The following is a 20,668-nucleotide window of genomic DNA, read 5'->3' as shown; positions in this document are numbered from 1 at the left end:
GCCGTACTCTGATCGGGTGACCGGTCCTCGTTGACCTGCACATCTCGCCTTTTGCCGGTCCCGGGGTTGTGCTCCTCGCCGAACTGCCGCATTTTTGGGCTGAAGAGGTCGTCCCTGGAGGTAGCGAGAATGTCTCGGTACGGCAGAAGGAATCCTCCGCGCATCCTGATAGCCGGTGCCGGAATCGGCGGACTGACGACCGCCCTCAGTCTTCACGCGGCGGGGCTGGACGACGTACTGATCGTGGAATCCTGCCCGCGGCTGCTCCCCGTCGGCGCCGGAATCAACCTGCAGCCCGCCGCCGTTCGCGAACTGACCGAACTGGGCCTGGGCGACGCGCTCGACGGCGTCGCCGTGGCGACCGCCCGGCTGGAATACCACCACCGCTACGGCGGCCTGATCTGGGGCGAGCCCCGCGGCCGCGCCGCCGGCTACAACTGGCCGCAGTACTCGGTGCACCGGGCCCGCCTCCAGGAGCTGCTGCTCGGCGCCGTACGGGACCGCCTCGGCCCGGACGCCCTGCTCACCGGGCGCCGCCTGGCCGACTACGGCACCGGCCGCGGTCGGGGCAGCGGCGGCGGCCCTGTACGGGCCCGACTCGAAGGCCTGCCCGACCCGGTCCCGTGCGACCTCCTCATCGGCGCGGACGGCATCAACTCGGCCGTGCGCGCCGCCATGTACCCGGACGAGGGGCCGCCGCTGCGCAACGGGATATGCATGTGGCGCGGCATCACCGAGACCGCCCCGTTCCTCGACGGCCGCACCATGGTCATCATCGGCTGCAACAGCAGGGTGAAGGCCGTCGCCTACGCGGTCTCCCGGCCGGACCGGCACGGCCGGTGCCTCGTCAACTGGGTCGTGGAGAGCCGCACCGGCGACGACGGGGACACCGACCCCGCGCGGGGCGGCCCCGACTGGGAACGCGACACCGTGCCGCCCGAGACCGTGCTGGCCCATCTCGACGGCTGGCGCAGCGACTTCCTCGACCTCCACGCGGTCGTCGCCGCGGCGCCCCGCATCGCCCGCTACCCGATGATCGACCGCGACCCGCTGCCGACCTGGCGCGACGGCCGCGTCGTCCTCCTCGGCGACGCCGCCCACCCCGTCTACCCGACCGGCTCCAACGGCGCCTCCCAGGCCATCGTCGACGCCCGGGTCCTCGCGTACGAACTCGCCCACCACGACGTGGACGAGGCCCTGGACCGGTACGAGGCCGCCCGCCTGCCGCAGACCACCCGCCTCCTCGCGGCCCACCGCCGCCTGGAACCCGACCCCGTGCTCCGCGAGGTGGAGGCCCTCGCCCCCGACGGCTTCACCGACATCCGCCACGTCCTGCCCGAGGACAGCCTCGACGGCATCAGGTCCTGCACCCTCCAGGTCACCGGCACGGACGCCGCAGCACTCAACTCCCGTACTTCCTGGAGCGTCGCGGTATGAACAGCCCCCGCATCCCCCGCATCCCCCGTTTCCCCCGCAGCACCCGGATCCCTCGCACCCCTCGCTTCCCCCGCCCCGCCACCACCGCCGCCGGACTGGCCTGCGTCGCCCTGCTGGCCGCGCTCCTGCCCTCGATCTGGCAGCCCCCGGACCCCCGGCCGCGCTCCGGCTCCGCCGCCCGGCTGCCCGCCTGCGGCGCCCGCACCGACGCCGCGGCCTGCCTCAGCCTCGGCCCGGCCGCCGCACTCGGCCGCGGCACGGTACGGACGTACAGCGAATACCGCGACGGTGTCCCCCAGGCGGTGGGCATCTCCCTCACCGCCTCCGCCCTCACCGCCCTGCCCGCCGCCCCCACCGACGGCAAGCACTGCCACGACACGGACGGCGACGGCACCACCGACCGCGCCCACGAATGCGTCGGCGGCCACAGCCTGGAGCTCGCCCTGCCCGGCACACCGGCCGGCGCGGCCGGACTGCCCTTCCACTGGGCCCTGTTCAACTGGAACCCGCACGGCCACAACCCGCACGGCCGCTACGACGTCCCCCACTTCGACGTCCACTTCTACCTCGTGCCCAAGGAAGTCCGCGCCGGCATCCGGACCGGCGGGTGCGCCCTGCTCATCGCCTGCGACCAACTCGCCACCGCTGCCCGGCCGGTACCGGCCGCCTACCTGCCCGCCGGCTATCCCGCGAGCAGCCCGCAGACCGCCGAAGGGGCCATGGGGGCCCACCTGGACAGCCGGCCGCCGACCACCGGCACCCTCACCGGCCAGACCTTCATCTACGGCGCGTACGCGGGCGGCCTCATCTTCATGGAGCCCATGCTCACCAAGGACTTCCTGCAACGCCACCGCGACCCCGCCGGCGGCCACCGCACCTGCGAGGCCATCCCCCAGCCGGCGGCCTGGCAGAAGTCCGGCTGGTACCCCACCCGGTACTGCACCGCGTACCGGCCCGGCCAGGGCGACTACACCGTCTCCCTGACGGACTTCGTCCCCGCGACGGGGTCACCCCGGCTCGTCGGCACGGGCAGCTGAGGCGCCGCGCCCCGGCGGTCGCCCTGCCCGGCGGGTCGTCTTGCCCGGCGGTCACCCCACCTCGGCAGTCGCCCCAGCCCGCGTGGCGCAGCCGCCGCGCCCCGCCCGGAACCGCCACAATCAGACCCGTACCGCCACCGTTCCCGCCTCACCACCCGTTTTGGGGGCCAGCCGATGTACGCAGCCGTGGTCCACGCCCTGGGTCAGCCGCCCCGGTACGAGTCCGTGCCCGAACCCGCCCCCGCGGCCGGCGAGGTCGTCGTCGAGATGCTGGCGGCCGCGCTGTACCCGCTGGTGCGCTCGTTCGCGTCGGGCGGCCACTACACGGGCGGTGACGCACTCCCGCTGGTACCCGGGTTCGACGGGGTCGGCCGGACCACGGAGGGTGCACTCGTCTACATCCCGGGGCTCGAACCGCCCCGCGGGACGATGGCCGAACGCGTCGCCGTCCCGGCCGCCTCGCTCATGCCCGTACCGGACGGCCTCGACCCGGCCGTGGTCGCCGCCGCCATGAACCCCGCCTCGTCCGCCTGGATCGCCCTGCGCGAACGGGGCCGGCTGCGGGGCGGGGAGTCGGTGCTCGTCCTCGGCGCCACCGGGAACGCCGGACGGGCCGCCGTCCGGCTGGCCCTCGACCAGGGCGCGGGGCAGGTCGTGGCCGCCGGCCGCGATCCGCTGGCCCTGCAGGCCGCGTCCGCGCTGGGCGCCGCCCGCACGGTCCTGCTCGAAGGCCCCGACGGGGAGGTCGCCGACGCCTTCGGCGCCGCGGCCGCCGACACCGACATCGTGCTGGACTACCTGTGGGGCCGGCCCGCGGAGCTGGCCCTCGACGGCATCCTGCGCCACCGCGCCGACCCGACCCGCACACTGCGGTGGGTACAGGTCGGCTCTGCCGCCGGGCCCGACATGACGCTGCCGTCCGCGTGGCTGCGCAAGGCCGACGTGGACATCTGCGGCAGCGGACTCGGCTCGATCTCGGCCGCACGCCGCAGCGCCTGCCTGCGCGAACTGCTCACCCGGCTGCCGTCGCTGGCGCCCACCGGCGAGATCGTCCCCGTACCGCTGGCCGAGGTGCACACGGCGTGGGACACGCCGCTGCGCTCCGGCACGCGCATCGTCTTCGTGCCCGCCGGCGGCGAGGACCACCACTCCGGCGCGGCGCAGCTCCGCAAGGACCGCGAGGCGGTCTGACCCGGGCTCCGCGGCTCCCCGGCCCGGCCGTGTGCCCGAATCCGGCCCGGGTAGGGCAACGATCCGGCCAGTCCGGCGGTGGGAATCCGTCCGGCTGGCAGGATCGGGCGCATGGCGAGCTTCGGTGAGCACATGCAGCGGCACGCGCCGTCCTACGTCGGCCTCGCGGCCGTGGTCGGCACCGTCATCGCGGGTTACCTCCAGGCCGGCAGCGTCCTGGAGACCGGCCGGGCGCAGGCCCGCAGCACCGTGGAGGCCGCGCGGACCCAGGCGGCCGGCCAGCAGTCGACCGCCCGCACCACCGAGCAGATCACCCGCTACGGGGAACTGATCCAGGCCTCCAACCGGGTCCGCTTCCTGATGCAGCGCTTCGAACGGCTCGACGAGCAGTCCAAACGCGATCCCGCCGTCATCGCGGGCCTGCGGCAGGGCAACGAGGACCTCGCCGCCAGGGCGGCGTCCGCGGCCGTCATCCTCGGCAGCCACCCCAGCAAGTCCGTGCGCGAGAACGCCCAAAAGATCGCCTACACCCTCCCCTACGCCGCACGCTGCCTGGAGACGGGCCTGCCGGGCAACGACGGCGGCTACCAGGTGGACTACCCCGACCACGGGAAGGTGAGCTGCGTGGAGCTCGCCAAGTGGCTGGACGGCCACGAGAAGGCCCTGGCCGCCGAACCGCCCGCCTTCTCCTGAGCCACCCCGGGCCGGCCGAGGCCATCACGTCCTGCCCGTCCGCGGACGAGGCGTGCACCGCGCACCCGGACGCCCGCACGGCGCGCAGGGCACTGGTCCGTCAGGCCGCGAGGTCCCGGCGCCGGGCGTAGCGGAGCCCGGCCAGGTCGGCGTGGTACATCTCGCCGTCGTCGTTGTCCCTGACGGTGCCGCGCGCCGCCCCGCCGCCGCACAGGCCGCGGAAGAACGCCCGCACCCAGTAGTACGGCTGCAGCGGCAGCCAGCACAGGCCGCACAGCCACCGGTACACGAGGCGCCAGAACCCGGCGCGCCCGCCGTCGGAGGCCCGGATCACCCGGATCCCGGTGATCAGCTTGCCCACGGTCGCCCGGAACAGGAACGTCAGCAGGACCTGGTTGACGAAGGACATGCCGAGCAGCGTCGCCAGGGCGGTCAGCGGCCGGCCCTCGTGCCCGCGCGCCATCAGGTACGGGACGGCGACGGCGACGAAGACGTCCAGCGTGGCGGCGACCCCGCGCCGCGCGTCCCCGGCAGGCCCCGGCACGCGCGGCCGCGGCGCCTGACCGTACGGGGGCTGCTGCCCGTACGGGCCCTGCTGCCCGTACGGCGGCTGCGGTGCGTACGGGGCGGCGTACGGCTGCTGCCCGGGGGCGTGGCCGTAGGGGGCCTGGGCGTAGGGCTGCTGAGGGGCCTGGCCGTAGGGAGCCTGGGCGTACGGCTGCCGGCCGTACGGCGGTTGGGGCTGCTGCGCCTGCTGGGGATGCGGGTACTGCTGGGGATTTGGGTACTGCGGTGGGTACTGCTGGTCGTACTGGTGCTGCGGATGACCGGGTGGCGTGTTCATGCCCATATCATGCGGCACCCCGCGAGCCGATCCGACCAGGCACGCGACGGTTTTCGGCAGCGTGTTCGGCGGGATGCGGGGTCGAGAACCCGTCAGGCGGCCGCGGCCGCGTCACCCGACCGGTGCCTCCCGCCTCGCCGCAGCCGACCGCCCGGGTTTGCCTGGACCAGGGCCACCAGGAGGTCACACATGCAGGGTGACGACACCGCTGACGAATCCACCGTCCGCCGCCCCCTCGCGGACCTCCGCACCGACGCCCGGGAGCGGCCGTGACCCCGTCCGACCGGCCGTCGCCGCCACCACCGCCCCCGCCCCCGTCGTCGATCGCGACCGCGCCCGGCCTGCAGGCCGACCCCCACGTCTCGCCCGCCGACGCCGAGCCCGCACTCCGCGCGATCATGCTCAGCCGCGGCTACGCCCGCCTGATGCTGCTCTCCGTCCTCATCGGCGTGCCCGTCGCCGCGGCCTGCTTCTTCTTCGTCAGCTTCCAGCACTACCTGCAACACCTCCTGTGGGAGTCCCTCCCCCAGAGCCTCGGCTTCGACCGGGCACCCTGGTGGTGGGCCCTGCCCGCCCTGCTGCTGGCCGGGCTGATCGCGGCCCCGATCATCACCCGGATGCCGGGCGGCGGCGGCCACGTACCGGTCAACGGCCTCCGCGGAGCCCCCATGGGGCCCCGCGAACTGCCCGGCGTCGTGCTCTCGGCCCTCACCGTCCTCCCGCTCGGCGCCGCCCTGGGCCCCGAGGCCCCGCTGATGGCCCTCGGCAGCGGCCTCGCCCTGCTGTGGCTGCACGCCGCGAAACGCCCGGTGGAACCGAAGATCCAGGCGATCGTCGCCACCACCGGATCGACCGCCGCCATCTCCACCATCCTCGGCGGGCCGATCGTCGCCGCCCTGATGGTCGTCGAGGCGGCCGGACTGGCCGGGCCCCAGCTCGTCGTCCTGCTGCTGCCCTGCCTCGTGGCCAGCGCCGCCGGAGCCGTCGTCTTCGACAGCCTCGGCGAGTGGACCGGCCTGCCCATCGGCGGCCTGACCCTGCCGCAGGTCCCGCCCGACACCCACCCCGACGCGGGGGACTTCCTGTGGGGCATCCCCGTCGCGGTCGCCGTCGCGGTCGTGGTCAGCGTCGCGCACGAATTCGGCCGGCCGGTCCTCGCCTGGACCCGGCGCAACACGGCACGCAACACCGTGCTGGCCGCCCTCGCCGTAGGGGTCTGCATCACCGCCTACGCGCTGACCACCGGCCGCTCCCCGGAGGAGGCGGCGCTCTCCGGCCAGATCACCCTGGGCGAACTCGCCGGGAACTACGCCGCCTGGCCCGTGGGCGCACTGCTCGCCCTGGTCCTCTTCAAGGGCCTGGCCTGGGGCATCTGCCTGGGCGCCCTGCGCGGCGGTCCCATCTTCCCGGCCGTGCTGATCGGCGCCGCGCTGGCCATCGCCTGCGCGGGGCTGCCGGGCTTCGGCGCCACCCCGGCGCTCGGCGTCGGCATCGCCGCCGCGACCGCGGTGGTCAGCGGCCTGCCCCTGACCAGCGCGGTGCTCGGGGCCCTGCTGCTCGGCCCCGACGCCCAGAACCAGGTGCCGCTCGTCGTCATCGCCTCCGTCGTGGCGTTCATCACCAGCCGCTTCGTCGTGTACCGCCGCCGCCCGCCCGGCCCGGTCCTCGCCCGCCCGGAGTCGACCTGACGCCCCGACCGACCCCGGCAGCTAGCCGAGGAACGACAGGCGGACCTGGCGGTCGGGGTTGTCCTTGTTCGTGTCGACCAGGCAGACGGACTGCCAGGTGCCGAGCTGGAGGCGCCCGCCGAGGACCGGCAGGGTCGCGTGGGGCGGGACGAAGGCGGGCAGGACGTGGTCGCGGCCGTGGCCGGGGGAGCCGTGGCGGTGCTGCCAGCGGTCGTCCGCGGGCAGCAGGGTGCGGAGGGCGGCCAGCAGGTCGTGATCGCTGCCGGCGCCGGTCTCGATGACGGCGATGCCCGCGGTGGCGTGGGGCACGAACACGTTGAGCAGTCCGTCGCGGCCGGCCGCGGCTTCGGACAGGAACCGCTCGCAGTGGCGGGTGAGGTCGGTGACGGTCTCGGAACGGCCGGTGGCCAGGTCGAGCACCCGGGTGGTGAATCGGTCGGACATGGGCACCATGGTGGACCATCACGGCGCGCGGAGGGCACACCCGCCCGGTGGCCCGGTGGCCCGGTGGCCCGGTGGCCCGGTGGCCCGGTGGCCCGGTGGCCCGGTGGCCGGCGGGCCCGCCCCCGTGTGCCGGAGCGGCCCGCCGGCCCGGCCGGGTGCTACTGGGGAGCCACCCGGACCTGCCGCTTGTCGGCGTTCGCCGCGTACAGCTGGACCGGGGTGCCGTTGGCGGTCGCGCCGCCCTTCACGTCGAGCACCTTGCCCGTTCCGGCGTTCACGATCTGGCCCTTGGTGTTGACCGACCAGCGCTGGGCGGCGGAGCCGTTGCAGTCCCAGAGCTGGATCTTGTTGCCGTTGGTGTCGGCGTTGCGGGAGTTGTCGAGGCACTTGCCCAGGGCCCGGAACGTGCCGTCCTTGTAGAGGATCCAGGACTGCGCCACGGTGCCGTTGCAGGTGTACAGCTGGATCCGGGTGCCGTTGTCGGCCTTGCCGCCCTCGGCGTCCAGGCACTTGCCGCCCAGGCCGGCCACCTTGCCCTGCGACGGCAGCGCGGCCCCGCCCCCGGCGGCGAGCCGGCGCAGGCCCTGTACGTCGAACTGCTGGACGTACGTGCCGGCCCGCTTGTCCTGGTAGGCGTACGCGGGCGAGCACATCACCGGGAACTGGCCGGAGTCGGAGCCCTTGGCGCAGTCGCCCTTCTCCATGCTGCGGTTCGCGTGGGCGAGGCCCAGGGTGTGGCCGAGCTCGTGGCTGATGTGGTTCTTCATGTACGTCTCGCCCATGGAGGCGGTCGGCTTGCCCTGCGGGGTGAAGAACGCGTCGTCGATGTAGGCGTGTCCGCTGGTCGCGGTGTCCGGCGCGGAGGAGCTGGTGAGGCCGCAGCTCAGGTTGGCCGTCCCGGACCGTCCCGGACCACCGTCCACCCCGTGCTGCCCATGCTGCCCTCGCCCGCGGGCGGCTTGCACGGGTGGTGCAGCACACCCATGACCACCTCGCCCTTGGGCCTCACGTAATCCCAGCCCACCGGCCGCGTGTCGACGGTGACGGGCAGGTTCGTGACGCGCTGGAGGTCCGCCGCCGACGCCTTCACATAGGGAGCCAGCCAGTCCGCGGACTTCTGGTCGTAGAACTTGACCGTGTAGCCGGTCGGCAGCCACTTCGTCGCCTGGTGGATCTTCCACCCCTCGCCCTGGGGCGGGCCGGCGGCCGCGGCCGCCCGCGCCGCCGCGGACTGCGCGCTTCCGGCGCTGAGCGCCATGACGCCGTTCCTGAACGCGGTGTGGTCGCTGGTGGAGGCGGCGGTGTCCTCCGCGTGCGCGTCGGGCGCTTCTTCGAGCGCCGGTATGCCCGGGGTGGCGGCGGCCGCCGGCCCGCTGCCGTCGTCCTCGGTGCCGAGGCGCTGTACGACATCTGCAGGCCGCCCACGATTGCCGCGGCGGTGCACACCGCGACCACCGAAGCCCGTTTTCCGGATCTGAATCCCACGTCCCCGTTGCCTCTCTCGTGGTTCGCTCCGGACCCCGGGCACGGAATCGCACACAGGCATCCGGAATCGAACGCATGATAGGTGAGGGATCTCAAGCGCCCTACTGAGCACAGGAGTTGACCCGCCCCGGCCCGGTGGGACGGCCAGGCGTACGGCGGGCGGGGCGACGGCGGCGCCGGGCCCGGACACGCCGCCGTGTGGGTGTGCGCCGCGAGGCTGTTCGGACGAGCCGGAACGGTTCCCCGGGTGAGATCCCCGGGGTGGCGCCGGTCCCGCGCCGCGACCGGCGGGAGTCTGGCCCTGTGCATCCCACTCACTCCGCCGGCGACGGTGCGCACCGCCCGTCCGCGTCCGGCACCTGCCACTGCGCCGTCCTTCCCCCCTACATCCTCGAGAACCTCGCCGAAGCGGACGACCCGAGGATCCGCGAAGCCGCCGAGAAGACGCTGGAGGTCGACGCCCGGCTCCGCGAGGTCCGCGCCGCCGCACCGAGGGAGGTGACGCGTGCCCCCGTCACCGCGGGCGTCCTGGAGCGGACGGTCTTCGACACCCACGAGACCCGCGAACTCCCCGGCGACGTCGTCCGGACCGAGGGCTCCGACCCCGTGGTCGACGGCACGGTGAACCGCGCCTACGACGGCCTCGGCCTCACGTTCGCCTTCTTCGAGGAGGTCTACGGCCGCCACTCCATCGACGACCGGAACCTCCGGCTCGACGCGACCGCCCACTTCCGCCGGAAGTACAACAACGCCATCTGGAACGGCCGCCAGATGATCTTCGGTGACGGCGACGGCATCGTCTTCAACGACTTCACCATCGCCGTCGACATCCCCGCCCACGAAATGACCCACGGCATCACCCAGTACACGGCCGACCTCGTGTACGAGGACCAGTCCGGCGCGCTCAACGAGTCGGTGTCGGACGTCTTCGGCAGCCTCGTCAAGCAGTACGCCCGCCGCCAGACGGCGGAGGAGGCCGACTGGCTGATCGGCGCCGGACTGTTCACACCGACGGTGCGCGGCCAGGCCCTGCGCTCGATGAAGGCGCCGGGCACGGCCTACGACGACCGCCTGCTCGGCGGCAAGGACCCCCAGCCGGACAGCATGGACCGCTACGTCGAGACGGACCTCGACAACGGCGGCGTCCACATCAACTCCGGTATCCCGAACCACGCGTTCTACCTGGTCGCGAACCAGATCGGCGGCTTCGCCTGGGAGCGGGCGGGCCAGATCTGGTACGACACCCTCACCTCCGGGGAGCTGACCCCGCGCGCCGACTTCAAGGACTTCGCCCGCGCCACCGTCACGGCGACCGAGCGGCGCTACGGGCGGGGGATGGAGTACGAGGCGGTCATCAAGGCCTGGGCGCACGTCGGCGTCAACGGCAACGGCAATGGCTGAGCCGGACCCGCCCCGCAGCACAGCCGCCCCCCGGCCCGGCCCCGTCGCAGCGGTGCCATGCGCATCGAGGTGACCCGGACCGGGGGCATCGCCGGAATCACGCGTCGGGCCGTGCTGGAGACGACCGGCCGGCCCGACGCGGCCGAACTCGAACGCCTCGCCCGCCAGGTCCTCGCCGAAGCGGGGCCGGGGACCCCGGCCGGGGTCCCCGACGGCTACCGGTACACCGTGACCGTGGACGGCCGCACCGTGGAATTCGCCGACCCCGACACCGGCGACGCCCTGGAAGAGCTGGTCGAGCGCGTACTCCAGGAGGGAACGCAATGAACGGGTCCCCCGAGGCCAAGGCCGCGGAAATCAAGATCAGCTTTGCCGGGGCGGAGGCCGCCGCGGCCCTCGACGCCCTCGGACTCGACCGCTCCGACGGGCGCCGCCGGTCCATCCACTTCTGGGACCGCCCGCAGCCGGCGGCGGCGGCCGACACCGCCGTCACGCTGCCGCTCCTCGACCGCGGCGTCATCCTGCGCCTGCGCCGCGACGACACCGGCCGCGGCTCCCGCCCCGACGCCGACATGACCGTCAAGCTGCGGCCCTGCCCCGCCCTGCCGGCCCCGTGGCGGAAGGACCGCGAGGGCGACGACTGGGAGTTCACCGTCGAGGAGGACCGGCCCGGCCCGGCCTTCACCCCCGTACTGGCGGCCGCGCTCCAGGCCGAGCGGGACGCCGGCGCGGCACACGACGCGGAACGGTCCGGCTCGCTCGACGGCATGCTCACGGACCGGCACCGCGAACTGCTCGGCGCCGTCGGCCTGACCGGGGAGGGCCTCGGGGGCCTCACGGCACTGGGTCCGGTGCACGCCGTCAAATGGAAGCAGGACTGGGACGGTCTGCCCCGCGCCGTGGCGATCGAGGAGTGGACCGTCGCCACCACGACGACCACCGCGACCACTGCTACCACCGGACACGGCCTGCGCTTCCTGGAGGTGTCGGTCCGCGCGGACCTGTCCGACGCGGCGGAGGCCGGGCGGCTGCTTGCCGACGCCCTGCGCGAGCTCGGCATCACCCCGCCGCAGACCGGTGAGACCAAGACCCGGGCGGTCATGACCGCCCTCGCCCGCGACCTGGCGCCGTAACAGGCGGCCGGAGCCCGGGCGGCCGGGGTGGCCCGGCGGCCGGGTCTGGGTCCGACGGGGGATCCTGCAGGCCGCATACGCGCGGGACGCGGCTGCCGCGCGCCGGGAGTGGGAGATTGGGCCCCATGCGCGGCCGACATCCCTCCGCTCGCGGCGCCCGGCGCCCGTCCCGGTGGCGTACCCGGTCCCGGAAGCTGGCCGCGGCGGCCAAGCGGCGGCAGGAGCGGGCCGAGACCCGCTTCCCGGTGATCACCCACGTCATCGAACGGCTCATCTCGGTGAACGTCTTCGACTCCGCCACCCGGCTCGCCGCCCAGGTCTTCCTGACCGCGGTGCCGCTGCTGTTCGTCGTCGCCTCGCTCGCCCCGGACGGCGTGAGCGAGCAGATGATCGACTCCGTGCGGACCACGTTCGGGCTGACCGGGCCGACCGCCGCGCAGCTGGGAGACCTCCTCGGGAAGGGCTCCCGGGACGAGGACGAGGACTTCCGCAGCGCGGTCGGCCTCGTCGGCGGGCTCATGGTCCTCGTCTCCGCGACCGCCGTGAGCCGGGCCATGCAGCGGCTGTGCAAACGCGCCTGGGAGATCCCGCGCACGGAGGCCCGGATCGCGGTCTGGAAGTGGGTCGCCTGGCTCGCGGCGTGGATGGTGGTGCTGCTGGTGCAGGGCCCCGTGCGCCAGGGCTTCGGGGCCGGCCTGTGGCTCGGCATCCCCCTCGCCCTGGCCCTGCAGACGGCGGCCTGGTGGTGGACCCAGCACCTGCTGCTCGGCGGCCGGCTGGCCCCCCGGGCACTGCTGCCCGGCGCGGTGCTCACCGCGGTCGTGGTCACCGGGCTGGCCTTCACCGCCCGCTTCTACATGCCGCGCGCCCTCAACCGGGCACTGGACGCCTACGGTTCGACGGGCCCGGTGTTCGTCCTGCTGTCGTGGCTGATCGTGGTGTGCGTCGGGGTCACCGTGAGCATGGCCGCGGGCGCCGCGATCGCCCAGGAACCGTACCTGGCCCGGCGTCTGGGCAGTCCGCCCCGGCGCCGGGCCCACCCGGGATCCTGGCGGCACGCACCGCCGTGACCGGCCGTGCTCCTGCGGCGGGCGGACCCGCCGCCCACGGCCCGCCACCGCCCGCCGCCCACGGCCGGGCCGGACCACGGCCGGGCCGGACCACGGCCGGGCCGGACCACGGCCGGGCCGGACTACGGTCGGCGCGGCGCGGCCCCCTCGGTGTCGAAGGTGTAGAACCTGCGGTGGTCCAGCATGTCGGCCGGTGTCACGTTGTTCCAGGGCCGCATCGGCCGGCGCAGGTCGACCACGTTCGGCGTGGCGGCGGCCGGCAGATAGGGGGACTTCGGGTGACGCCGCTGCCACTCGGCCCAGAGCATGTCGACGAAGGCGTGGTGCATCCAGAACACCGGGTCGTTGGGGGAGGCCGCGGTGAGCATGTGCCCGCCGACCCACACGTGGACCCGGTTGTGCAGCCCGGCGCCGCGCCACCCCTCCAGGTGGTTGCGGAAGCCGCCCGAGGAGCTGTTCCAGGGAGCCGCGTCGTACTCGGGCATGTCCAGTACGGCGTTCACCTCGGCCTTGGTCGGCAGCTGGGCGCCGCCCGCCCCGAGCGAACGCCGCAGGAACGGATACCGGTCCACGCCCACCGTGATGTTCCACCTGCGCCCGGAGTACGCGAACGGGCCGTCGAGCACCTGGCCGTCCTGCGGCCGGCCGGTGCCGCCCATGAAGTCCGGGGCCCACAACGAGGAGGCGGGGGTGCGGTCCACGGTCCAGTCCCAGTACGGGAGGGCGACCTTCGGGTCCACCTTCTGCAGCTCGGCCTCGAAGTCCAGCAGGAAGCGCCGGTGCCACGGCAGGAACGACGGGCCGCGGTGGCCGACCCGGTCACCGAAGTCGGAGTCGGACCTGAGGAAGGCGTTGTGCGTGGTGACGAACCGGTCGTAGACGCCGGTGCGCTTGAGTTCGAGCAGCGCGTTGGTGAAAGCGCGCTTCTCGTCGGCGGTGAGCGTGGCCTGGCTCTTGCGGACGGTCACTGCGCGGCCCCCTCGGGGGCGAACGGGGCGAGGTGGCCGCCCTGGAGGGTGCGGACGGCGGCGCGTGCGGCCGCGAGGGGGTCGGGGAAGCTCTCGTAGTGGTTCATGACGCTCACCCAGGTGCCGTCGGCGTTGCGCATGATGTGCAGCTCATTGCCGTCGATCTTGATGCTGGGCCAGGCGGGCAGTCCGTGCCCTTCGTGGCCGCCGCCCCCCTTGCCGAGGGAAATCTGGACGCGACGCCCCTCGAACACCTCGTCGATGCCGTTGGCGGGTATGGAAAGGCCCGAGGCGCTCACGCCGCCGGGCTGCGCCTTCGGATCGGGGGTCGGCGAGGGCTTGGCCGAGTCCCACATGACGAGGACAGTCAGGCCGAGGGCGGTCGCCGCGCCGGCGGCGGTGCCCAGGGCCTGTCTACGAGTGATCTTCTTCATGACATGAACATGTACCACGGATCTCGTGACAGCCTCGTCACGGACCCGTCGCAGGTCACACCGCCCACTGGGTCCACAACGGGAGCAACAGCAGCGCGACGACCGAACTCTTCACGACGAGCGCGGCGGACGTGTCGACGCCCACGCCGTAGCGCTGCGCGAAGACGAACAGGTTCTGCGGCGCCGGCATCGCCGCGATCAGGACCAGCTGGCTCAACCGCTCGCCCTCCACCCCGAAGGCGTACCGGCACACCGCGAACGTGAGCAGGGGGAGGCCGACACACTTGGCGGCGACGAGCCACACCTCCTCCAGCGTGGTGCCGCGGACCGCCGACCCGCTGCCCCCGAGATGCAGCCCGAGGGCGAACAGCGCCACGGGCGAGGCGCTGTCACCGACGAACGCGAAACTGTCGAGCACGACCCCGGGCACCGGGACGGAGAGGACGTTGAGCGCGATGCCCGCGTTGCACGCCACCACGACCGGCGTCAGCAGCGAGGCCGCGACCGCCGACCCGAGCCGCCGGACCGGGCTCCCCGCGCGGTCCGGACGCCCCAACTCCATGATCGAGATGACGACCAGCGACAGCACGCAGACCTGGAACAACAGCACCGGGAAGATCGGCGCCGCGTCCCCGAACAGCATGATGAACACCGGCACGGCGAAGTAGGCCGTGTTGACCTGCACGGCGGCCATGATGCGCAGCGCGACCCCGCGCGGATCCCGCACGCCCAACGCCCGTGCGGTGACACCGGTCAGCACGGCCGCGGCACAGGCGGCGGCCGCGTACCCCGTGACGGCCCGCCAGTGGAACAAGGCCCCCAGATCGCTGCGGTAGATGTTCCCGAACAGGAAGCACGGGACGGCGAAGAGGAACGCGTAGTCCGCGAAGACCTTGGAACTCCCGGCCGGAACCACCTTGCGTCGGGCGAGGACGACCCCGCAGCCGAAGGCCAGCACCACCGGTGCCAGCTTCTCCAGAGCCTCCACCGCTCCCATGCGTGCGCCCCCCGCTCCCCGCCGATCCCCCTGACGGGACCCTGCCGACGACCGGATCGTAGGCCGCTCCCCGCTGCGCGGAGCCGTTCCCCACCCCGCCCCTTCCCGCCGTACCGGATATGCGGCTCCGCCGCGTGGTGTGGGCTCCGCCCCCAGACCCTCCCCCAGCTACCGCTGGGGGGCACCCCCAGCGCCTCAAACGCCGGCGAGGCTGGAATTGCCGCGCAGCGGCACAATCCAGCCCGCGCGGCGTTTGAGCGCACCGGGTCCGGGCGGAGCCCGGTTTCGGGAAGGGGCGGGGCTGGGGAACGGCTTCGTCCCGCGGGGACGGGGCCGCGTCAGGCCTCGGCCGGGGCCGGGCGGCGCCGGGGCCGGCCCCGGTTGCGTCCCCGGCGTGTCCGCAGCCGGCTGACCCGCAGCCGCTCCGCGGCCTCCGGGTCCAGGCGGGCCAGTTCCGCGAGCGCCGGGTGCACGTCGAGCCCGGCCGCCCGGTCCTTCCACGGGTCGCGCCGGGCGTACACGGTGCGCAGGCGTTCGTACGGGCTGAACCAGGCGATCTGCGCGACCAGCCCGATGGCGGAGACGGCGACCGCCGCCGACTCCACCGCACCGCGGGGCGCCGGGAGGCCGGCCAGGGCGACCGCGGTGAACAGCATCACCAGCACGGCGGCCGACAGGTTCCCGATGCGGGCCGGCCGACCGGCAGGGTCGCTCGCGAGCGCCGGAATCCCGTGCTCCACGCGGGCGTGCCCGGCCGCGTGGAACGCCTCCCGGGTGGTGTTGAAGCCGGTGTCCCGGAGCCTGATGCTGCCGAGGGCTGCGGGCGCGGTGCGCCGGCGCAGCGCCGCGAGCAGGGCGTCCGGCAGCGGATGTCCGGCGGTCCGTGCGGGGTCGGCGCCGGCCGCGGTGAGGCTCAGGTTGCCGCGGTGGTTGACGCTGACCAGCCCGTCGAGCAGCAGCCGGGCGGCGGCCGCCTGCGTATCGTCCTGGAGCCAGCCCCGGCCGGCGGCGGCCCGGTAGGGATCCCGCAGGACCTCGGCGCAGCGCTCGGCCATGACCCGGTACCCCCGTTCCCGGCGCCGTCGGAGCAGGCCGAGCTGCCCGTACAGCACGGCTGTGACGGGCACGACGACGCAGGCGAGGGTGCCGGGATCCATGCGCCGAGCGTAGGCGTACGGCACGGGGGAACACACCCGCATTACCGCCGGCTCGGAGTGGGCGCGAGCGTCCCGCACCGCGATGGCGATCTCCGCGTCGAGGTGCCAGGCTTGAAAGCGACTCGGATGCATCCCTCCCACAGCTGCCACGACAGCTGACGCATGCTGGAGATGAGATCGATGCCGGTCGGCGAACCCAAGAAATTCCACGGAATGGCAGTGGTGGGTGAGGAGACGGTCTACCTGTCCCACCTGCCGATGTTCTCCCCGCCCGCCCATGCCTTCCAGGTGCTGCTCGAAGTGACCCTGGACAACGACGCGGGCAACGCACAGAAGTTGTATGTCGAGGACCGCCATCAGACGGGAACGGACCTCTACACGCTCGCCCCCGAGCCGTTCAGCATCACCGAGCTGGTCACGCCCGCGGGGCAGCCCGTGCTGACCTCGTTCACGGGAGATCTGGTGCGGGGCCACTTCGACACCAGCACAGTGATCGTCGTCGAGGCGGTGCGGGTCAACGTCCGGCGCGTGGTGCACTTCCGGCGCCTGGACGAGCAGGAGGCCCGGCCGCCGGAGCTCACGTACCTCGCCTTCGGGAAGGGAAGCGAACGGTTCCTCGCGCACCGGATCGTCACGCCACCCGATTTCGACCACTTGCTGCAGATCGGCGACATCCGGAGCGTCTCCGGTGTGTCGCTCACCGACGACCTCCTGGCGAAGGGGCCGCGGCTCGCCGTCTCCGGCAGGTCCGACAGCATTCCGGACAGGCTGGCCGAGGGACAGCAGGTGGCGGCCCGCCTCCTGGACGGCGGAGCCGGCGGGCCGGGCACCATCGACCTGCGGTTCACGCTGAAGCGGGAGTTCTACTTCCAGGAGGGGGAACTGGCCTCGGGCAGCGGCAGCGGCGGGGGCGGGGGCGGCCACGGCCACGGCCACTGACCGCCCCGTCACACCCCTGACCTGGGCCCGTTCACATCCCTGACCTGGAGGGGCCGTGCACCTCGACGACATCGACCACTGCGAGATCCACCCGTCGATCGGGCTCGCCCGCGTCGGCGACAGCCCCGACGAGTTCTTCATCGGCCCGGAATCCCCGGGCATCCCGCCCCGCCCCGCCGGCGGCTTCAGGGACGCCGTCGGCCGGATCAAACGGCAGGCCGCCCGGTTCCGGGTGTACGCCTACGACCGGTCCGGTGCCGTTCTCGGTGAACTGACCTCGGCCGAGGCCCGGATCACCTGGACCGCCGAACTGGCGAACGCCAAGGGCGCGTGGTTCCGGTTCGACGGCCGCTCCGGGCAGTCCACCTCCGACGACCACCGACGCAACCTGCACAAGGACCCCGCCGACACCGCCGCCCGCGCCGAGCTGGTCGTCCGGCCCGGCCCCCGCAGCGTGACCGGCCCCTCCCAGGACGGTCGGGGCGCCCGGTTCGACAGCGGCACCTTCCTCGGGGAGACCGTTCCGCTGGGCGAACTGCGCACGGACGAGGCCGGCCGGCTGCTCGTCCTCGGCGGATTCGGAACGTCCTTCTCGGTCAAGTCCGCCCATCCCGTCGACCACTACGCCAACAACGACTTCTGGTGCGACGACATCTCCGACGGACCGGTCCGCGCGTCCGTGAGCCTGGGACCGGCCGGCCGGCAGGTACCGGTGACGCAGGCCTGGTGCCTGGTGGCGCCGACCGACTTCGCCCCGTACACGGAGAACCTGATCACGCTGTACGACGTCGCCCTGGAGACCGCCCGGGCATCGGGCATGCTGCCCACACCCCGGGACGTCTCCTTCACCCGCGACATCTACCCCCTGCTGGCGCGGCCGGTGGCGTTCGCATGGGTCAACAGCCAGGCGCGTACCCACCACGGCAGCCGCGTGAGGAACTTCTTCAAGCCCGCCCGCTTCGCCCTGCTGGCCTCCAATGCGGAGGACGGACAGAAGACCCGTCAGTTCGTCTTCGACATGCTGCGCACACCCGGGGCGTTGGACGTCGACCAGGCCAACAAGGAGTTCATGCCGGTCCTCTCGGCGGAAGGCCACCTGGAGGACAGGCAGCCGGAGACCTGGCTGACCCTGCTCCCGGGCCAGTACGAGCGGATGCGGCGCTGGGCCGCGGGCGACTTCACGGCCGACTGGACCGGCGCCGTCCCGGCCCCGGTCCCGCTGGAGGCCCTGCCGGTCGCGGAGCAGCCGCACACCCTCGTACGGGCCGCGCTGGAGCCGGCCGGCGGCGGCGGGTTCTTCCCCGGCATCGAGATGACGTTCATCGCCGACGACCCGGCCACCTGGTCCGCTCCGTTCCGGCTGCGCGAGGACCTGGCCGCCGGGGACGTCACCAAGTACATGGCGGTGCCCTGGCAGGCCGACTTCTACCTGTGCCGGAACTACTGGTGGCCGGCTGCCCGCCCGGACGAGGTGCTGCCCGAGACGGAGCTCGACGCGCTCCTGAGCGGCGCGGCCGGGGCGTTCCGGGAATGGGACCGGGGCATCGGCGACGGCAAGGACGACGCCCTCGGCATGAACGAGATGGTCGCGCACTGGAGCACCCTCGGCTTCGTCGTCCCCCGCCCGGGACCGGACGGCACCGAGGCCCTGGTCGAGACCGAACGCTCCGCCCCCGAGCCCGAGTAGCTCCGGGTCCCCGGGTCGGGTCGGTCGGGTGGATCAGGCCGGGAGCCGTGCGGTGAGCGGTGCGAAGAGGTCCCGCGACGGCTGCGAGGCGAGCTGCGACGTCCTGGTCGCAGGCGCCGGACCGGCCGGCTGCGCGGCGGCTCTGGCCCTCGCGCAGGCCGGGGCGGACGTCGTCCTCACAGCACCCGCGACGACCGACCGCCCTCGGGTCGGGGAGAGCCTCGCCCCCGCGGCGGGGCCGCTCCTGGAACGCCTGGGCGTGCTTGAGCGGGTCGCCCTCGACGGACACACTCCCTGCTACGGAGGCCGCGCCGTCTGGGGCGGGGACGGCCCCGCGGAGGTGAGTTCCGTCCTCGGGCCTTACGGGCCGGGCCGGCATCTGGACCGTGCACGGTTCGACGCCGCCCTCCTGGAGGCGGCCGAGGCCGCCGGCGCCCTCCGCCGGACCGGGCGGATCCGGGCAGTCGAGCGCCTGCCCGGACACTGGCGGGTCGCGACGGGAGCCCCCGGAACCGCCGCCACCCTCGTCGCCCGTTACGTCGTCGACGCCACCGGCAGGCCCGCCCGACTGGCCCGGCGCCTCGGCGCGACCCCCTGCCCCTCCGACCGGCTGACCGCGGTCGCCGGGATCCTCGCTGCGCCGGGCGGAAGGCCGGTCGAGCCGGAGCGCACCTCGCTGGTGGAGTCCACCTTCTGGGGCTGGTGGTACACCGCGCCGCTGCCGGACGGGGGGCGGGTGCTGATGGCCATGACGGACGCCGACCTCGTCGCCGGAGCGCACCTGCACGACCGGGCCGTGTGGTGGGCCCGGGCACAGGCCACCGGCCACATCCGGCACCGGATCACCTCCTGGCGGGAGCCGCCCCGGCAGCTCACCGTGGCCGCAGCCGGCCCCTCCTGCACCCGCCCCGCTGCCGGACCGGGCTGGGCGGCGGTCGGTGACGCCGCCACCGCCACCGACCCCCTCGCGGCCCGCGGCATCGTCATGGCCCTGGCCACCGGGATGGAGGGGGCGCGCGCGATCCTGGCCGACCACGCGGGGGACAGCGGCGCCCTGGCCGCGTACGCGCGCCGCATCACCGCCCTCCACGAGGAACACCTGCGCGCGCGGGCCGTGCAGTACCGGAGGGAACAGCGTTGGGACACCCCGTTCTGGCGCCGCCGGCACGGGACGACCGACTGAGCCGGCTCGTGCGTACGGGGCCTGGGGGAACGGTGGTTCGGATGCGGTGGTCGCTCGTACACTCGGTCGTCCGAACCCAGGGGAGACCATGCACACCCGTACCCTCGCCGGCCTCTGCGCCGCGCTCACCGCGCTCTTCGTCCTCACCGGCTGCACCACCGCGCCCGCCGACGGCCGCCCGGCCACCGCCTCTTCGCCGGCGCCCGCCTCCCCGGGGCCCCGCGTGGTCCAGGCGCCGCTGCCCCAGGACCAGAACCTGCTGGCCTGGACGGGCGACCCCAACGACGCGGGCCACGTCACCGCCCAGTCCGCCGCCGGGGTCGGCGGCCGGGTCACCCTCGTCCGTGTCGTCCTGCACGAGCGGATCACGTGGTCGAACATCTGGCTGGGGCTGGCCGGGATCGACCCGCAGGCCCAACTGGCCGACTGCTACCTCGGCGTGTACGACGCCTCCGGCGCCCTGCGGGCGGCCACCGCGGACATCTCGCCGCAGCTGATGACCGATCCGATCGCCAAGCCGTTCGCGCTGGCCAAGCCGTTCACGGCCGAACCCGGCACCTACTTCATCGCCCTGCTCCTCAACGGCACCTGGGCCACCAACCTCCTCACGCTCAAGGCCACCGGCGCCGGGATCTCCGTCAACGCCGGGCTCAACCCGCCGCTGCTGCGCTACAGCAACCTGCTGACCGGCCAGACCTCCCTGCCCGCCAAGGTGAACCTGGCCGAGCAGTCCACCAGCACCATCAACACCGGCTGGGGCAGCCAGTGGTACGCGATCTCCTGAACCGGCACCGAGACCCCGGACCGGTGCCGGACCGGTGCCGGACCGGGGCGGTCGGCCGGGTCAGGCAGCCCCGGCCCGGCCCGCCGTCTGCCAGGC

21 protein-coding genes are annotated in these 20,668 nt (G+C 73.9%); 13 read left to right on the top strand and 8 right to left on the bottom strand.

What is annotated here, in order from left to right:
• Window positions 1-129: 129 nt before the first annotated feature.
• The 4 genes from ACIQUT_RS15775 (at window position 130) to ACIQUT_RS15760 (ending at window position 4,358) form a co-directional block, all read left to right on the top strand.
• Window positions 130-1,437: an FAD-dependent monooxygenase gene (locus ACIQUT_RS15775; RefSeq protein ID WP_403563442.1), complete on the top strand. Its 1,308-nt coding sequence runs from the start codon at window positions 130-132 to the stop codon at window positions 1,435-1,437.
• Entirely contained in the window at window positions 1,434-2,474 is a 1,041-nt protein-coding gene (locus tag ACIQUT_RS15770; protein WP_403563440.1) for a hypothetical protein, read from the top strand. The genes ACIQUT_RS15775 and ACIQUT_RS15770 overlap by 4 nt, the downstream gene beginning before the upstream one ends.
• Before the next feature lie 174 nt (window positions 2,475-2,648).
• Window positions 2,649-3,665, top strand: a complete 1,017-nt coding sequence (locus tag ACIQUT_RS15765; protein WP_403563438.1) for a zinc-binding alcohol dehydrogenase family protein — start codon at window positions 2,649-2,651, stop codon at window positions 3,663-3,665.
• Window positions 3,666-3,776: 111 nt separating this feature from the next.
• Window positions 3,777-4,358, top strand: coding sequence for a hypothetical protein (locus tag ACIQUT_RS15760; RefSeq protein ID WP_403563436.1), 582 nt, complete (start codon window positions 3,777-3,779; stop codon window positions 4,356-4,358).
• 100 nt (window positions 4,359-4,458) lie between these two features.
• Here ACIQUT_RS15760 and ACIQUT_RS15755 read toward each other — a convergent pair whose 3' ends face one another.
• The gene (locus ACIQUT_RS15755) at window positions 4,459-5,202 is read right to left on the bottom strand and encodes an RDD family protein (RefSeq protein WP_403563434.1); all 744 of its coding nucleotides are present in this window, start codon (window positions 5,200-5,202) and stop codon (window positions 4,459-4,461) included.
• A gap of 269 nt (window positions 5,203-5,471) precedes the next feature.
• Between ACIQUT_RS15755 and ACIQUT_RS15750 the strand changes: the two genes are divergently transcribed.
• On the top strand, window positions 5,472-6,890 hold the full coding sequence (locus tag ACIQUT_RS15750) for a chloride channel protein (protein ID WP_403563432.1): 1,419 nt from the start codon (window positions 5,472-5,474) through the stop codon (window positions 6,888-6,890).
• A gap of 21 nt (window positions 6,891-6,911) precedes the next feature.
• Here ACIQUT_RS15750 and ACIQUT_RS15745 read toward each other — a convergent pair whose 3' ends face one another.
• The 3 genes from ACIQUT_RS15745 to ACIQUT_RS15735 all read right to left on the bottom strand — a co-directional run bounded on the left by ACIQUT_RS15745 (window position 6,912) and on the right by ACIQUT_RS15735 (window position 8,778).
• Entirely contained in the window at window positions 6,912-7,334 is a 423-nt protein-coding gene (locus tag ACIQUT_RS15745) for a secondary thiamine-phosphate synthase enzyme YjbQ (protein ID WP_403563430.1), read from the bottom strand.
• Window positions 7,335-7,492: 158 nt separating this feature from the next.
• Window positions 7,493-8,257, bottom strand: a complete 765-nt coding sequence (locus ACIQUT_RS15740) for a ricin-type beta-trefoil lectin domain protein (protein ID WP_403563428.1) — start codon at window positions 8,255-8,257, stop codon at window positions 7,493-7,495.
• Window positions 8,218-8,778: a hypothetical protein gene (locus tag ACIQUT_RS15735; protein WP_403563426.1), complete on the bottom strand. Its 561-nt coding sequence runs from the start codon at window positions 8,776-8,778 to the stop codon at window positions 8,218-8,220. Before ACIQUT_RS15735 ends, ACIQUT_RS15740 begins: the two co-directional genes overlap by 40 nt.
• A gap of 344 nt (window positions 8,779-9,122) precedes the next feature.
• Between ACIQUT_RS15735 and ACIQUT_RS15730 the strand changes: the two genes are divergently transcribed.
• The 4 genes from ACIQUT_RS15730 to ACIQUT_RS15715 all read left to right on the top strand — a co-directional run bounded on the left by ACIQUT_RS15730 (window position 9,123) and on the right by ACIQUT_RS15715 (window position 12,423).
• Window positions 9,123-10,220 (top strand): M4 family metallopeptidase, encoded by a 1,098-nt coding sequence (locus ACIQUT_RS15730; protein ID WP_403563424.1) that lies wholly within the window; start codon window positions 9,123-9,125, stop codon window positions 10,218-10,220.
• A gap of 57 nt (window positions 10,221-10,277) precedes the next feature.
• The gene (locus ACIQUT_RS15725; protein WP_403563422.1) at window positions 10,278-10,547 is read left to right on the top strand and encodes a protealysin inhibitor emfourin; all 270 of its coding nucleotides are present in this window, start codon (window positions 10,278-10,280) and stop codon (window positions 10,545-10,547) included.
• A complete protein-coding gene (locus ACIQUT_RS15720) occupies window positions 10,544-11,353 on the top strand; it encodes a hypothetical protein (RefSeq protein ID WP_403563420.1) in 810 nt (269 codons plus the stop codon). The genes ACIQUT_RS15725 and ACIQUT_RS15720 overlap by 4 nt, the downstream gene beginning before the upstream one ends.
• A 125-nt stretch (window positions 11,354-11,478) precedes the next feature.
• Window positions 11,479-12,423: a YhjD/YihY/BrkB family envelope integrity protein gene (locus ACIQUT_RS15715; protein WP_403563418.1), complete on the top strand. Its 945-nt coding sequence runs from the start codon at window positions 11,479-11,481 to the stop codon at window positions 12,421-12,423.
• Between the two features lie 122 nt (window positions 12,424-12,545).
• On the opposite strand, the gene ACIQUT_RS15710 is transcribed toward ACIQUT_RS15715, so the two are convergent.
• The 4 genes from ACIQUT_RS15710 to ACIQUT_RS15695 all read right to left on the bottom strand — a co-directional run bounded on the left by ACIQUT_RS15710 (window position 12,546) and on the right by ACIQUT_RS15695 (window position 15,979).
• A complete protein-coding gene (locus ACIQUT_RS15710) occupies window positions 12,546-13,391 on the bottom strand; it encodes a tyrosinase family protein (protein WP_403563416.1) in 846 nt (281 codons plus the stop codon).
• Complete coding sequence (locus tag ACIQUT_RS15705) at window positions 13,388-13,825, bottom strand: tyrosinase family oxidase copper chaperone (protein ID WP_403563414.1); 438 nt, start codon at window positions 13,823-13,825, stop codon at window positions 13,388-13,390. Before ACIQUT_RS15705 ends, ACIQUT_RS15710 begins: the two co-directional genes overlap by 4 nt.
• A 55-nt stretch (window positions 13,826-13,880) precedes the next feature.
• Window positions 13,881-14,822 carry an AEC family transporter gene (locus ACIQUT_RS15700; RefSeq protein WP_403563412.1) on the bottom strand — a complete coding sequence of 314 codons (942 nt, stop codon included), beginning with the start codon at window positions 14,820-14,822 and terminating at the stop codon, window positions 13,881-13,883.
• Between the two features lie 338 nt (window positions 14,823-15,160).
• The gene (locus ACIQUT_RS15695) at window positions 15,161-15,979 is read right to left on the bottom strand and encodes a hypothetical protein (protein ID WP_403563410.1); all 819 of its coding nucleotides are present in this window, start codon (window positions 15,977-15,979) and stop codon (window positions 15,161-15,163) included.
• Window positions 15,980-16,141: 162 nt separating this feature from the next.
• Between ACIQUT_RS15695 and ACIQUT_RS15690 the strand changes: the two genes are divergently transcribed.
• The 4 genes from ACIQUT_RS15690 to ACIQUT_RS15675 all read left to right on the top strand — a co-directional run bounded on the left by ACIQUT_RS15690 (window position 16,142) and on the right by ACIQUT_RS15675 (window position 20,572).
• Window positions 16,142-16,918, top strand: a complete 777-nt coding sequence (locus ACIQUT_RS15690) for a hypothetical protein (protein WP_403563408.1) — start codon at window positions 16,142-16,144, stop codon at window positions 16,916-16,918.
• Window positions 16,919-16,973: 55 nt separating this feature from the next.
• A complete protein-coding gene (locus tag ACIQUT_RS15685; protein ID WP_403563406.1) occupies window positions 16,974-18,605 on the top strand; it encodes a LodA/GoxA family CTQ-dependent oxidase in 1,632 nt (543 codons plus the stop codon).
• Between the two features lie 52 nt (window positions 18,606-18,657).
• Window positions 18,658-19,788 carry an NAD(P)/FAD-dependent oxidoreductase gene (locus ACIQUT_RS15680; protein ID WP_403563404.1) on the top strand — a complete coding sequence of 377 codons (1,131 nt, stop codon included), beginning with the start codon at window positions 18,658-18,660 and terminating at the stop codon, window positions 19,786-19,788.
• A gap of 88 nt (window positions 19,789-19,876) precedes the next feature.
• The gene (locus ACIQUT_RS15675; RefSeq protein WP_403563402.1) at window positions 19,877-20,572 is read left to right on the top strand and encodes a hypothetical protein; all 696 of its coding nucleotides are present in this window, start codon (window positions 19,877-19,879) and stop codon (window positions 20,570-20,572) included.
• Window positions 20,573-20,668 lie beyond the last annotated feature (96 nt).

Source organism: Streptomyces sp. NPDC090445 (genome assembly GCF_044769385.1).
GTDB lineage: Bacteria > Actinomycetota > Actinomycetes > Streptomycetales > Streptomycetaceae > Streptomyces.
Note: the sequence above shows the minus strand (reverse complement) of the source record. Positions and strands in the feature narration are given on the sequence as shown.